Source organism: Rhodoplanes sp., assembly GCF_013377085.1.
Classification (GTDB): domain Bacteria; phylum Pseudomonadota; class Alphaproteobacteria; order Rhizobiales; family Xanthobacteraceae; genus Rhodoplanes.
In genome coordinates this window covers 47,339-60,143 of record NZ_JACAAX010000010.1, presented here as the reverse complement: position 1 = coordinate 60,143, position 12,805 = coordinate 47,339, and the positions used below count along the sequence as shown (strand labels likewise).

13 protein-coding genes are annotated in these 12,805 nt (G+C 69.9%); 4 read left to right on the top strand and 9 right to left on the bottom strand.

Annotated elements, in window-relative coordinates:
* The first annotated feature begins 41 nt into the window (after positions 1 to 41).
* Complete coding sequence (locus tag HXX10_RS09710) at positions 42 to 1,682, top strand: lysine--tRNA ligase (RefSeq protein ID WP_296521974.1); 1,641 nt, start codon at positions 42 to 44, stop codon at positions 1,680 to 1,682.
* A gap of 132 nt (positions 1,683 to 1,814) precedes the next feature.
* Complete coding sequence (locus tag HXX10_RS09705; protein WP_296521973.1) at positions 1,815 to 2,582, top strand: TSUP family transporter; 768 nt, start codon at positions 1,815 to 1,817, stop codon at positions 2,580 to 2,582.
* A gap of 653 nt (positions 2,583 to 3,235) precedes the next feature.
* Here HXX10_RS09705 and HXX10_RS09700 read toward each other — a convergent pair.
* The 9 genes from HXX10_RS09700 to HXX10_RS09660 all read right to left on the bottom strand — a co-directional run bounded on the left by HXX10_RS09700 (position 3,236) and on the right by HXX10_RS09660 (position 9,781).
* Entirely contained in the window at positions 3,236 to 4,000 is a 765-nt protein-coding gene (locus HXX10_RS09700) for a carbonic anhydrase (protein WP_296521972.1), read from the bottom strand.
* A 146-nt stretch (positions 4,001 to 4,146) separates the two neighbouring features.
* Complete coding sequence (locus HXX10_RS09695) at positions 4,147 to 4,776, bottom strand: helix-turn-helix transcriptional regulator (RefSeq protein ID WP_296521971.1); 630 nt, start codon at positions 4,774 to 4,776, stop codon at positions 4,147 to 4,149.
* Between the two features lie 160 nt (positions 4,777 to 4,936).
* Positions 4,937 to 5,215 carry a DUF6460 domain-containing protein gene (locus HXX10_RS09690; protein ID WP_296522054.1) on the bottom strand — a complete coding sequence of 93 codons (279 nt, stop codon included), beginning with the start codon at positions 5,213 to 5,215 and terminating at the stop codon, positions 4,937 to 4,939.
* Positions 5,216 to 5,543: 328 nt separating this feature from the next.
* Complete coding sequence (locus HXX10_RS09685; RefSeq protein ID WP_296521970.1) at positions 5,544 to 6,644, bottom strand: sialidase family protein; 1,101 nt, start codon at positions 6,642 to 6,644, stop codon at positions 5,544 to 5,546.
* A 1-nt stretch (position 6,645) separates the two neighbouring features.
* Entirely contained in the window at positions 6,646 to 6,915 is a 270-nt protein-coding gene (locus HXX10_RS09680; RefSeq protein WP_296521969.1) for a MoaD/ThiS family protein, read from the bottom strand.
* Positions 6,915 to 7,499 (bottom strand): SRPBCC family protein, encoded by a 585-nt coding sequence (locus HXX10_RS09675; protein WP_296521968.1) that lies wholly within the window; start codon positions 7,497 to 7,499, stop codon positions 6,915 to 6,917. The genes HXX10_RS09680 and HXX10_RS09675 overlap by 1 nt, the downstream gene beginning before the upstream one ends.
* A gap of 73 nt (positions 7,500 to 7,572) precedes the next feature.
* A complete protein-coding gene (locus HXX10_RS09670) occupies positions 7,573 to 8,883 on the bottom strand; it encodes an RNA polymerase sigma factor (protein ID WP_296521967.1) in 1,311 nt (436 codons plus the stop codon).
* Entirely contained in the window at positions 8,880 to 9,272 is a 393-nt protein-coding gene (locus tag HXX10_RS09665; RefSeq protein WP_296521966.1) for a YciI family protein, read from the bottom strand. The genes HXX10_RS09670 and HXX10_RS09665 overlap by 4 nt, the downstream gene beginning before the upstream one ends.
* A 110-nt stretch (positions 9,273 to 9,382) precedes the next feature.
* A complete protein-coding gene (locus HXX10_RS09660; RefSeq protein ID WP_296521965.1) occupies positions 9,383 to 9,781 on the bottom strand; it encodes a hypothetical protein in 399 nt (132 codons plus the stop codon).
* 169 nt (positions 9,782 to 9,950) lie between these two features.
* Here HXX10_RS09660 and HXX10_RS09655 point away from each other — a divergent pair, with 169 nt between their 5' ends.
* A complete protein-coding gene (locus HXX10_RS09655) occupies positions 9,951 to 11,579 on the top strand; it encodes an AAA family ATPase (RefSeq protein ID WP_367141953.1) in 1,629 nt (542 codons plus the stop codon).
* 31 nt (positions 11,580 to 11,610) lie between these two features.
* Positions 11,611 to 12,768, top strand: coding sequence for an MFS transporter (locus HXX10_RS09650; RefSeq protein ID WP_296521964.1), 1,158 nt, complete (start codon positions 11,611 to 11,613; stop codon positions 12,766 to 12,768).
* Positions 12,769 to 12,805 lie beyond the last annotated feature (37 nt).

The following is a 12,805-nucleotide window of genomic DNA, read 5'->3' as shown; positions in this document are numbered from 1 at the left end:
CCATGGGCGCCGCGCGCATCCGCGTCTCCCGGAGACCGCCGATGTCCGATGCCGCTGCCGCCCTGGATCCCGCCGCCCTGCGGGCGCTCGCCGAAAGCTCCTCGGCCTGGCCGTTCGAGGAGGCCAGGAAGATCGTCGCCCGGCTGAAGAGGACGCCCAAGGACGAGGTGATCTTCGAGACCGGCTACGGGCCGTCCGGCCTGCCGCATATCGGCACGTTCGGCGAGGTGGCGCGCACAACCATGGTGCGGCATGCCTTCCGGGTGCTGACCGAGGACAAGATCAAGACCCGCCTGATCGCCTTCTCGGACGACATGGACGGGCTGCGCAAGGTGCCCGACAACATCCCCAACAAGGATCTGGTCGGCGCCCATCTGGGCAAGCCGCTGACCCGGGTGCCCGACCCGTTCGGTACCCACGACAGCTTCGGGGCGCACAACAACGCCCGCCTGCGCGCTTTCCTCGACACCTTCGGCTTCGAGTACGAGTTCCTGTCCTCGACCGAGTGCTACACGTCGGGCCGCTTCGATACGGCGCTGCTGCGCGTGCTCGAGCGCTTCGACGCCGTGATGGCCGTGATGCTGCCGAGCCTGCGCGAGGAGCGCGCCGCCTCCTACTCGCCGTTCCTGCCGGTCTGCCCGCGCACCGGCGTGGTGCTGCAGGTGGCGATCGTCGACCGGAACGTCGACGCAGGCACGATCTCCTATGACGACCAGGAGACCGGCGAGCGCGTCACCGTGCCGGTGACGGGCGGCGCCTGCAAGCTGCAGTGGAAGCCCGACTGGGCGATGCGCTGGGTCGCGCTCGGCGTCGACTACGAGATGGCCGGCAAGGATCTGATCGACTCGGTGAAGCTCTCCGGCGAGATCTGCAAGACGCTCGGCGGCGCGCCGCCCGAGGGCTTCAACTACGAGCTCTTCCTCGACGAGCAGGGCCAGAAGATCTCCAAGTCCAAGGGCAACGGGCTCACCATCGACGAGTGGCTGCGCTATGCCAGCCCGGAAAGCCTGTCGCTGTTCATGTATCGCGAGCCGAAGTCGGCCAAGCGGCTCTACTTCGACGTCATCCCGCGCCATGTCGACGAGTATGCGCAGTTCCTGGACGGCTATCAGCGCCAGGACGCCAAGCAGCGGCTGACCAATCCGGTGTGGCACATCCATGCCGGCCATCCGCCCGCGCCCGAGCTGCCGATCACGTTCTCGATGCTGCTGAACCTCGTCTCGGCGTCGAACGCCGAGAGCGCCGAGACGCTGTGGGGTTTCATCGGCCGCTACTGGCCGGGCGTGACGCCGCAGTCGCATCCCAAGCTGCAGCAGCAGGTCGAGTATGCGATCCACTATTTTCGCGACTTCGTGCTGCCGACCAAAAAATTCCGCGAGCCGACCGACGCCGAGCGCGCCGCGCTCATGGATCTCCGCGAGGCCTTGTCGCAGCTCCCCGAGGAGTCGTCCGCCGAGGCGATCCAGGAGGTCATCTACGAGGTCGGCCGGCGGCCGCCCTTCCTGGACGAGAAGAAGAAAGGCAAGGACGGCAAGCCGGGCGTCTCGCTCGACTGGTTCAACCTGCTCTATCAGGTGCTGCTCGGCCAGGAGAAAGGCCCGCGCTTCGGCTCCTTCGCGGCGATCTACGGCCTGAAGAACACGGTCGAGATGATCGACGGCGCGCTCGCCAGAAGCGCGTGAGGAGAACTCCGACGAGCAGTCCCGGTCATTCCGGGGCGCGGGCCAAAGGCCCGCGAGCCCGGAATCCATACTCACAGACCGGGATTATGGGTTCCGGGCTCGCCGCTGCGCGGCGCCCCGGAACGACGGGAGATGGTGGCCCGCCATGAACTCCGCATGACCCTCGCCGCCTATGCGCTGATCGCCGTCACCATCGTGGTGTCGTCCTTCATCTCCGGCATTTTCGGGATGGCGGGCGGCATGATCCTGCTCGGCGTGCTGCTGGTCGAGTACGACGTCGCCACCGCCATGGTGCTGTTCTCGATCATCCAGTTCGCGGCCAACGGCTGGCGCGCCGTGATGTGGCGCAAGCACGTGCGCTGGTCGATCTTCCGGTCCTATGCGGTGGGGTCGCTCGCAGCCTTCGCCATCATGCGGCTGATCGCCTTCATTCCCGACAAGGCGACCGTCTATCTGACGCTCGGCATCCTGCCCTTCGCCATCGAGCTTTTGCCCCGGGACGCGCGGCCCAACATCGAGTGGCGCGGCATGCCGTTCGTGGCCGGCCTCTTGACCACGGTGGTGCAGTTCCTCTCCGGCGTCGGCGGGCTGTTTCTCGACATGTTCTTCCAGAAGAGCATGATCGACCGCAAGACCACGGTCGCCACCAAGGCCGTCACCCAGACCTTCAGCCACATGCTGCGGGCGACCTACTTTGCCTCGTTCGCCGGCGCCGCCACCATCGAGCCCGTGTGGGCGATCCCGCCGGCGCTGCTCTTGAGCATCGGCGGCACGTCGCTCGCCGTGCTGGTGCTGGAGCGGATGACCGACCACGGGTTTCGCCGCTGGACCCGGATCATCATCATGGCGATCGGCGTCGTCTATCTGTGGCGCGGAATCGTGCTGGTGTGGGGCGGGTGAGTGGCGCGCCCGCTTCGCCGTAGCAAATTCGCCACACCTCCAGCGAACGATTGTTAACGAAACGTAAACGCGGTGGCGGCCGCCGCGTCCGCCTGTCTAGGATCGCCTTGGGGGACACGGATCGAGCGTGCGGGAGTACGTCTGTATGCGTGCCGTGTTGTTTGCCGGGATGGTCGTCGCCCTCGGGCTCGGCCTCGCCGGGTGCTCGCGATGCGACATCCCGACCTGGGGATACACCTCGTGCCGGGCCGGTCCGCCGGCGCAGTGATACGGGGTCCGGGCGATCAGCTCGGAACCAGAACCACTGACGTCAGCGCCCGGGGCTTCCCCCCACCCCCGACCCCTCCCCGCCGCTTCGCGGGGGGAGGGGAGCCGCAGCGCCGTCTTCTCCCCTCCTCCCGCGAGCGAAGCTCGTGGTGGGGAGGGGTCGGGGGTGGGGGGCAGCAGCCGAACTAATCAGCCGGAACGCGTATGAGGCAAGCCAGCGGAGAACGCTCCGCCGGGGGAAGGGCCTTCCGGAGTTCGTCATTCCGGGGCGCGGGTTGAAAGCCCGCGAGCCCGGAATCCATACTCCCGGCGTCCAATTTTCTCGAAAGACAGGGGTTATGGGTTCCGGGCTCGCCGCTTCGCGGCGCCCCGGAACGACCGGAGAGTCACCCCGAGCGCAGGATGAAGCGGCGGTTGGCCTTCTGCACCGGGCGAGCGTTCATGGCGTAGAGCTTGGCGAAGCCGGAGACGTCGGACTCGGCGACCTCGACCGGCTCGGCCATCAACAGCCACTCGACCGTCTCGGAGCAGGGCGGCGTGGTCAGCGAGCCGGTGTAGCGATAGTAGCTGCGGCCCTTCGGGATGAAGGCGCCGGGGTCGATCGCCGCATCGGCCGGCACCGGCGGGCCCTCCTTCTGCGGCATCGTCGCGATCACCTTGGCGAAGGCGGCGTTGGCGGCGCCCGTCTTCATCAGCACGCCGACCACGGCGAGGCCGCCGGCGGCGTTCTGGTGGACGAAGTGCACCTCCATCGGGAAGCTCTTGCCGTCGACCGTGTGCTCGCTCGGCCGGTGGAAGTGGAACTGCAGCAGCTTGTAGGTGTCGCCGCCGAGCGACAGCGTCGAGCCGGGCGCCGCGTTCACCTGGATGGTGTGGCCGTTGTTGACGATGGTGGCGGCGGCGTCACGGCCCCACTTGATGTCGAGCGGCGCCAGCTCGGCCCGGATCGTGCGGTCGATGTCGATCGGCGACTGCTGCGAGCCGAGCGTGCAGACCTTGCTGGCGGCGTCCATGTCGCCCCAGTGCGACGGGCCGGCCTCCCCCTCGTAGCCCCAATGGTGCGCATCGGCCGCGAAAGCCGCGGGACCGCACAGCGGGCAGAGCGCGAGGCCCGCCAGGGCCTTGAGCGTATGACGCCGATCGAGCTTCATGGAGCCTCCGGGGGTTGGTGCGGCCGTCCGTCGCTGCGGCGCGGAGTACGCCGCCGTCCGACTCGGGCCGACACGATGCCGACGATTCGCTCTTACCGTGTGACGGCCGCGCGTCGCAAGAGCCGGCCCGGTCGGCACCGCGCCGCCTATTGGCTCGCCCAGACGATGCGGGCGACCCACAGAACCTCCTCGGCGGCGAGCACGCGGTCCTCGTGCTCGGGATTGAGCGAGCGCAGCTCGAGCGTCCTCGCCGTCTTGCGGCGCAGCTCCTTGGCCAGCACCTCGCCCTCGCGGGTCTTCACCACGACGCGGTCGCCGCGCCGGATCGGCGCCGACGGCGACACGATGATCACGGTGCCGTCCCGGTAGGCCGGCTGCATCGACTCGCCGGAGATCTCCAGCGCATAGGCGTGCTCGTCGCCGACCGCCGGGAAGGCGATCTCGTCCCAGCCCTTGCCGACCGGAAAGCCGCCGTCGTCGAAATAGCCGCCGGTGCCGGCCTCGGCGAAGCCGATCAGCGGCACGGCCTGCTCGGACGGGGCGCCGTCCTCGGTGATCAGCCGGACGAACTCGTCGATGGTGGTGTTGGTCGCCGCCAGCGATTTGGCTACCGACTCGGTCGACGGCCAGCGGGCCCGCCCGTCCGGCGTGATGCGCTTCGACTTGTTGAAGGTGGTCGGGTCGAGGCCGGCCCGCTTGGCGAGCCCGGACGCCGACAGCTTCGCACGCGCGGCGAGCCGGTCGAGCGCCGTCCAGATTTGGGCATGGGTCAGCATGGGACCTCCTGCGAAGCGCCGGAGCCGTGACGAGCGAGTCGCGCCAGTATAGGAATTTTAGCCTGGAAATGCCAAGCGGATCGCACTCCGCTCCCAGCCGGGTCGGCGGGGGGATCGAGGCTAGCCGGGACGGGTCAGGGCAGGTCGGCCGCCGGGCGGCTCAGCGGCCGCCCTTGGTGAGGCGCACGATCAGCCAGATCGGGATCACCAGCACGGCGCCGAGCAGGAAATACCGCCACAGCCACAGCACGGCGTCGAAGCCCATGTCCCAGACGCTGCGGATCAGCCGCTCGATGCTGTGCCAGATGTTCAGCGGATCGAGGCCGATGGCCGACAGGATGACGCCGACCAGGACCGACAGAAGGACCAGCCGCACCAAGACGGCGCCGGGCGAGCCGCCGAGCAGCCGGTTGAGGTCCATGGTCGATCGCTGCGGCATGCCGTCCCCGTACTGAATCGGCCGCCGCTCCGGATCCTGCATCGTCATCTGTGCCTGTCCCCGGGCTGGTGCCGCGTTGTTCGACGGCATCTTAGCACAGCCGAAAGCGGCGGCGGGAAGGGGCGGTGTCAGGCAAGGGCCGCGAGGCGGAGGGAGGCAAAAGGTGGGAGCCGCGGCGCCGACTCTCCCTCCCCCCCTTGTGGGGGAGAGTTGGGGAGGGGGGTAGCCCCAACCGAAAGCGCGCGCGGCTCACCCCCCTCCCTGTCGCTCCCCCACAAGGGGGGAGGGAACCACGAAGGCTGCTCTGCGTGCCGGGGCTGACCTGGGGTCAGCCGAACCGCACCGCGTAGACGGGCGGCAGCGTGTGGGTGACGCAGGTCCAGGCGTCGCCCTGGTTCTCGCTCACCCACAGGCCGCCCGTGGTGGAGCCGAAGGCGAGGCGCTCGCCGGCCGGGTCGAGCGCCAGCGCGTGGCGGTAGACGACGTCGTAGGCGTGGCGATCCGGCAGGCCACGGGTCAGCACCTCGAAGCTCTTGCCGCCATCGCGCGTGCGGGTGACCACCAGCCGGCCGTCGCAGGGGATGCGCTTCTCGTCCTTGATCTCCGGCACGAACCACGCCGTGTCGGGCTCCTCCGGATGCACGGCGACCGGAAACCCGAAGGTCGACGGGCCGGCGGACGGAATCTCCGTGAAGCTGCGGCCGGCGTCGGAGGAGACGAAGATGCCGTTGTGGTGCTGCACCCACATGCGCTCCGGCGCGGCCTGGCACTGGACGAGACAGTGGACGTCCTGGGCGATCGGATCGTGCGTCAGCTCGGGCGGCACGTGGTCGGCCCGCATGCCCTCGCCGCGCTGGCTCCAGGTCTCGCCGCCGTCGGCGGTGTGCCACACGCCGCCGGTCGACACGGCGATGCTGACATGGCGCGAGTTGCGCGGATCGACGCAGACCGAATGCAGGCCCGGGAGATCGGCACCGCCGCCCATCCACTGCGGCCGCTTGGGATGGTCCCACAGCGCGCGCACGAGCGACCAGCTCTCGCCGTGGTCGGTCGATTTGAACAGGCCACCCGGCAGCGTGCCGCACCAGATGGTGCCGGGCTCCTCGGTGCCGCCCGGCGTGAGCGCCCAGATCCGCACCGTGCTCCACGGCAGCGGCCGGCCCCACATGTCGTTCTCCTCGAGGCCGGCCGGTTTCTCCGGATAGGCCGGCGTCGCGATCTCCTCCCAGCCGGTCGCCGTCGAGCGGTGCAGCTTGACGCCGAAATGGCCGTGGTCGAGCGCGGCGTAGCGCCGGCCGTCGCGCGGGTCCATCACGGTCAGCGTGACGTTGTCGCCGAGGAAGTCGGCCTTGGCGATGTCCCACCGGGTGCCGTCGCGCAGAACCGTGAACAGCCCCTTGCGGGTCGAGACGAGCAGCGTGTCGCTCATGTCATCCTCCGGAGAGTGCCTGGAAAACATGGATGGTGCTGGCCGGCGCCACCGGCTCGGCCAATGTCGTGCGGTCGCGCACCAAAATGCCGTCGACGAACACGGCCATGTGGCGGCGCAGTGCGCCCTGGTCGTCGAGCACATAGCCGCGCGCCTGCGGGTTTTCTGAAAACACCGCCTCCAGCGCCTCGCGCACCGTGCTGCCGGCGACCATGGTCTCCGGGCAGGCGACGTGGCGCTGGATGTTCTGGGTGAAGATGACGCGCGGCATCACGTTCCGCCCGCGGTCCGGCCCGGGCCGAGGGGCGCGGACCCTTCGGCGAGCGCCTTGAGCGAGGCGAGGCCGGCCTCGAAGTCCGGTCCGACCATCGTCTCGCAGTCGAGCACCAGCGACACCAGCTTGCCGACGAATGGCACCGCGCCTTCCATGGCCCAGGTGACGCGTGTCGCGATGCGCGTCGCGTCGCCCTGCGGCTCCAGCGTGAAGGCGATGCGGTTGTCGGCTGCCATCGGCCTGGTCATCAGGAGGCGCATGATTACGGCGGCATCGGGTTTCGTGTCGACCACATCGATGCGTCCGGTGCCGGACTTGGAGCCGTCGAACACGTAGCCGGCGCCGACGCCGTTCGGGGGACCCTCGTAATGGCCCTTGGCGTACGGATCCTTCAGGGCGAAAGGATTCCAAGTGTTGAAGCGGTGCAGGTCGGCGATCAGTGGATAGATGGCGGCCGATGGCGCCGCGATGGTGGTCGAGCGCGCGATCTTGAAGTGATCAGGCCTGGTCGAAGCAAAGGCCGCGACCACGACCATGACGCCTGCCAGCACGGCCGCCGTGATGATGATGCCTTCGAGCATGGGGTTCCTCCTTGCCTCGATCGTCCTGAAGACGGACGGGCAGCGGTGGCTCCGACAGTGACTCGGAAAATTTTCAGCGAGTGGTATCGGAGGCGGCGGGGGCATCGGCCGCAGCGGTGCGCGCGGCCACCTCGGCGCCTGGTCCCGGCGCCGTCAGCCGGTCGATCTGGCGGCGGATATGCGCCGCCTCGGCGGGCGAATGGGCGAGCGCGATGGCGCGGTCGAGCGCCACCTTGGCCTCGCCGGTGCGGCCGAGCTTGTCCAACAGCGCGCCTTCGAGGCCGTGGAAATAGAAATAGCCCGAGAGTGTTTCACGCAATGGTGCGATGAGAGCGAGCGCGGCGGCCGGACCCCGCTGCTTCCACACCGCGACGGCGCGGTTGAGCGTCACCACGGGCGAGGGCGACAGCCGTTCGAGCGCGCCGTACAGAAGCTCGATCTGGGCCCAGTCGGTGTCCTCGGGCTTTTTGGCACGCGCATGCAGGGCCGCGATGGCCGCCTGGAGCTGATAAGGGCCCGGCTGGCGGTGCCGCATTGCCTTGTCGAGCAGCGCCAGCCCCTCGGCGATCAGCCGGCCGTCCCAGCGGCCGCGGTCCTGGTCGTCGAGCAGCACGATGTCGCCGTCGGCGTCGAGTCGTGCCGCGGCGCGCGAATGCTGGAGCAGCAGCAGCGCCGAAAGCCCCATGATCTCCGGCTCGGTCGGGAACAGCCGCAGCAGCAGGCGGGCGAGCCGGATCGCCTCCTCGCACAGCGGCAGGCGCAGATGGGCGTCGCCGCCGCTCGCCGCATAGCCTTCGTTGAACACGAGATAGATCGCCGCCATCACGGTGGCGACGCGGGCGGCGCGCTCCGGCGGGCTCGGCGCCTCGAACGGCACGTCGGCGCTCGCCACCTTGCGCTTGGCGCGGGTGAGGCGCTGCTCCATGGCGCTTTCGCCGACCAGGAACGCGCGGGCGATCTCCTTGACCGAGAGACCCGAGACGATGCGCAGCGCCAGCGCGATCTGCTGGGCATCCGGCAGATCGGGATGGCAGCAGACGAACAGCAGCCTCAAGATGTCGTCGCGATAGTGGCTCTCGTCGAGCTCCTCGGCGAGCGCCGACTCGGCGTCGTCGCGCTCGGACAAGACCTCCTCGTCGGGCAGTGGTGCCTCGCGGCGCCGGCGCCGCACCGTGTCGATCGCCACATTGCGGCCGACCATGATGAGCCAGGCGGCGGCGTCGCGCGGCGGACCATTTTGGGGCCACGTCCTGAGAGCACGGAGGCACGCCTCCTGCAGGGCCTCCTCGGCCATGTCGAGATCCCGGAACGCGCGCAAGAGCGCGGCGAGCGCCTGCGGGCGCGCCGCCGTCAGGGTGGCGCCGATCCAGTCGACATCCATCATGCGCCCGCGGATGCGGGTGTGGCCGGCGCACCGGCGGGGTTGAACAGCGCCACCGGCCGCAGCTCGTAGGAGCCGCCCGGATTGGCCTGGCCGAGCTCCTTGGCGATGGCCAGCGCCTCGTCGAGCGAGCCGCAGTCGACGATGTAGAAGCCGAGAAGCTGTTCCTTGGTCTCGGCGAACGGGCCGTCGATGACCAGCGGCGGCTCGCGGTCCTTGCGCAGCGTGGTCGCCGCCGTGGTCGGCATCAGGCGCGCCACCGGCCCGAGCCGGCCCTCGCGGGCGAGCCGCTCCTGGATGACGGCGAGCTTCTGCATGACGGCGTCGTCCTCCTCCTTGCTCCAGGAGCAGACGACGTCCTCTTGGTGGTAGCACAGGATGGCGTAGAGCATTTTTCGGTTCCTTTGGCGGACCAAGGACGGCTGAGCCTAGCCGAACCCGACAAAGGGCCGAAAACTTGAACCGCCGTCACGCCGCGTCGGCGCGCGGCGGCCGAGCCGCCTCAGGTCGCCGGCTCGACCGTGACGACCTGGAAGGTGCGCATCTCGCCGTCCTCGTCGCGGATCGAGACGTATTCACCCGGCAGGAAGGCGTGGGCGCCGAACCGGTAGCCGGCCTCGTCGTCGTCCTCGGCGGTCTCGTCGTAGTCGAACACCCAGCGGGCGTGCTCCGGACCGCCCGGCTTGTGCACGAGGCGGCCGATCTCGTCGTCCTCGGCGCCCCAGAAGCGGCGCACCCGGCAGTGCTCGCGCTGCTTGCGCCACAGCTCGGGATCGATATGGCCGTCGGGGCGCAGCGGGGCGACGAACTCGTAACCGTGGGTGGCCGACCCGAGCGGATAGTCTTTCGAGCGTGCGAGGTTCAACCGGATGCGCTTGAGCGCGTGCGGCAACTGGGTCATGACGGCCCTCCTCTTCCTTCCGCTCGGCGACACCACTGCGTCGCCGAATTTATCGTATGATGATTCTGGACCGTGTCGAGCGCACGACTTTGATCTGGATCGATTTTGGAGCCGCGAACGATCGGCCGGTGCGGGCATTGCCCCGGCCCTGGGCTCGCGAACGCCGGGCATGATGGTTTCACCTTCCGACAGGACGCAGAACGAGGCCGCGGCGGCGACGCCCGGCGCCGGACAGGATGCCGTGCTGGCATTCCTGGGCGATCCCGCGACCCATGGCGGCGCACCGGTGACGCGGATCGACACCCATGCGGCCGCGGTGTTTCTGGCCGGATCCCGCGCCCTCAAGATCAAGCGCCCGGTGCGCTTTCCGTTCCTCGATTTCTCGACGCTGGAGAAGCGTCACGCCGTCTGCGAGGCGGAGCTCGTGGCCAACCGGCCGTTCGCACCGGACCTCTACGACGGGGTGGTCGCGATCACGCGCGAGGCCGATGGCCGGCTGGCGCTCGGCGGCGCCGGGCCGCCGGTCGAATGGGCCGTGAGAATGCGCCGCTTCGACGAGACCCGCACGCTCGACCGCCTCGCCGATGCGGGTGCGATCGACGCGGGCCTCGCCGATGAGCTCGGCCGCGTGGTGGCGGCCGCGCATGCCCGCGCGCCGGTGGTCGAGGCAGCGCCGTGGATCGACGCGCTCGGCCTCTATGTGGCGCAGAACGCCGACGCCTTCTTCGAGCGGCCGGACCTGTTCGCCGCACAGGTCGTGGCGGAGCTCACGGCGCGGTCGCGGGCGGCGCTGGTGCGGCTGAAGCCCCTCCTGATCGCGCGCGGAAAAGCCGGGCTGGTGCGGCGCGGGCACGGCGACCTCCATCTCGGCAACATCGCCCTGATCGACGGAAGACCGGTGCCGTTCGACGCGCTGGAGTTCGACCCGCTGGTCGCCTCCGGCGACGTGCTCTACGACCTCGCCTTCCTGCTGATGGATCTGTGGGAACGCGACCTGCGTCCGCAGGCCAACATCGTGCTCGACCGCTGGCTCGCCGACACCGGCCGGCAGCAGGATTTTTACGCGTCGGACCTCGACGCGCTCGCGGCGCTGCCGCTGTTCCTGTCGCTGCGTGCCGCCATCCGGGCCAAGGTGACGGCGGCCCGGCCGGCGCCCGTGGGCGGGCGCGCCGCCCGCGACGCCGCGGCCGAAAAGTACTTTTGGCTCGCCTGTGCCCTGATGGCGCCGCCGCGGCCCGTGCTGATCGCGATCGGCGGCCTGTCGGGCACCGGCAAGTCGGCGGCGGCGCGCGCGCTCGCCCCCGACCTCGGGCCGGCGCCCGGCGCCGTGTTGCTGCGCACCGACGTGCTGCGCAAGGCGCTGTCCGGGGTCGACGAGCACACGCGGCTGCCGGCCGAGGCTTACAGCGAGGCCGAAACGGCGCGCGTCTATGCCGAGCTTTTCGCGCGCACGCGACGGGCGCTCGCGGCCGGGCACAGCGTGATCGCCGATGCGGTGTTCGCCCGTCCCGAGGAGCGCGCCGCGATCGCCGCGGCGGCGCGGGCCGCCGGCGTGCCGTTCGCCGGCGCGTTCCTCGGCGCCGATCTCGCCACGAGGCTCGCCCGGGTCGGCGGCCGCACGGCGGATGCGTCCGACGCCGACGCCGCCGTCGTCCGCCGCCAGGAGGCCTACGATCTCGGCACGCTCGACTGGAGCCCGGTCGACGCCTCCGGCACGCCGGCCGATACGCTCGTGCGGCTGCGCGCTGCGCTGCCCTGCTTACAGCGGCAGGACCGCGGCCCGCCGGCTCTGGTATAGTCCGCACGATCCATCACGAAACGAACTCGGAATGACCATCGACTCCCGCCGCGTCGGCATCGCCCTCGCGGGATATTGCGCCTTCCTCAATCTCTACTCGCCGCAGGCGCTGCTGCCCGCGCTGGCGCACGAATTCGGCGTCACGGCCGCCGAAATCAGCGCCGTGATGACGGCCGGCACCCTCTCGATCGCGATCTCGGCGCCGTTCACCGGTGTCGTCACCGACATGCTCGGCCGCAAGCGGGTGATCGTCATCGCCATGCTGGCCGTGGCGCTGCCGACCGTGATGGTCGCGCTCGCCACCGACGTGCACCAGATCGTCGTCTGGCGCTTCATCCAGGGGTTGGCGCTGCCGCCCGTGTTCGCCACCGCGCTCGCCTATGTGGGCGACGAGTTTCCGCCCGCAGAGGTGGCCGGCGTCGCCGGCATCTACATGATGGGGTCGAGCCTCGGCGGCTTCTCGGGCCGCCTGATCCCGGGCCTGCTGACCGATCTGGTCGGCTGGCGGCCGGCCATCGCCTCGCTGGCCGTGATCACCGTCGCGTGCGCGCTCCTGTTCGGTCTGGCACTCGACAAGGAGCGGCATTTCGTGCGCTCCGAGGGCCTGGGCGCCTCGCTGCGGCAGATGCTCCGTCACCTCGTCGACCGGCGCCTGATTCCGATCTACGCGGTCGGCTTCGGCGTGCTGTTCAATTTCATGGCGGTGTTCACCTATGTGAACTTCCACCTCGCCGGTGCGCCGTATTTCTTCTCGCCCTCGATGCTGGGCCTCATCTTCCTGACCTATCTGGTCGGCTCGGCGACCGTGCCGTCGATCGGCCGGGCCGTCACGCTGTTCGGCCGGCGGCGCTTCGTGCTCGGCGTGCTGGCCGGCTGGGCGGTGGGTGCGGCGCTGCTGCTCACGCCGGCCGTGTGGAGCATCCTGATCGGCCTCACCTTGTGCGCCACCTGCGGCATGATGTGCCAGGGCGTGTCGACCGGTGCTGTGACGGCCACGGCCAAGGAGGGGCGCTCCTCGGCCGTCGGTCTCTACATGACGGTGTTCTATGTCGGCGGCAGCGCCGGCGCCTCGCTGCCGGGCCTCGCCTGGGCGCTCGGCGGCTGGCCCGCGACGGTCGGCATGGTGCTGACCATCATCGCCCTGATGGCCGCCGTCGTCGCGGCGTTCTGGCGCGACGCGACGGCGTGAGGCTGCTTCGATCGCGGGTCATTCCGGGACGGCGCAA

Excerpts from the sequence above, each read along its gene's own strand:
- HXX10_RS09675 (WP_296521968.1), bottom strand. The coding sequence starts at position 7,499 with ATGCTCGAAGGCATCATCATCACGGCGGCCGTGCTGGCAGGCGTCATG.
- HXX10_RS09685 (WP_296521970.1), bottom strand. The coding sequence starts at position 6,644 with ATGAGCGACACGCTGCTCGTCTCGACCCGCAAGGGGCTGTTCACGGTT.
- HXX10_RS09680 (WP_296521969.1), bottom strand. The coding sequence starts at position 6,915 with ATGCCGCGCGTCATCTTCACCCAGAACATCCAGCGCCACGTCGCCTGC.
- HXX10_RS09705 (WP_296521973.1), top strand. The coding sequence starts at position 1,815 with ATGGTGGCCCGCCATGAACTCCGCATGACCCTCGCCGCCTATGCGCTG.
- HXX10_RS09650 (WP_296521964.1), top strand. The coding sequence starts at position 11,611 with ATGACCATCGACTCCCGCCGCGTCGGCATCGCCCTCGCGGGATATTGC.
- HXX10_RS09695 (WP_296521971.1), bottom strand. The coding sequence starts at position 4,776 with ATGCTGACCCATGCCCAAATCTGGACGGCGCTCGACCGGCTCGCCGCG.
- HXX10_RS09700 (WP_296521972.1), bottom strand. The coding sequence starts at position 4,000 with ATGAAGCTCGATCGGCGTCATACGCTCAAGGCCCTGGCGGGCCTCGCG.
- HXX10_RS09690 (WP_296522054.1), bottom strand. The coding sequence starts at position 5,215 with ATGCCGCAGCGATCGACCATGGACCTCAACCGGCTGCTCGGCGGCTCG.
- HXX10_RS09660 (WP_296521965.1), bottom strand. The coding sequence starts at position 9,781 with ATGACCCAGTTGCCGCACGCGCTCAAGCGCATCCGGTTGAACCTCGCA.
- HXX10_RS09665 (WP_296521966.1), bottom strand. The coding sequence starts at position 9,272 with ATGCTCTACGCCATCCTGTGCTACCACCAAGAGGACGTCGTCTGCTCC.
- HXX10_RS09710 (WP_296521974.1), top strand. The coding sequence starts at position 42 with ATGTCCGATGCCGCTGCCGCCCTGGATCCCGCCGCCCTGCGGGCGCTC.
- HXX10_RS09655 (WP_367141953.1), top strand. The coding sequence starts at position 9,951 with ATGATGGTTTCACCTTCCGACAGGACGCAGAACGAGGCCGCGGCGGCG.
- HXX10_RS09670 (WP_296521967.1), bottom strand. The coding sequence starts at position 8,883 with ATGATGGATGTCGACTGGATCGGCGCCACCCTGACGGCGGCGCGCCCG.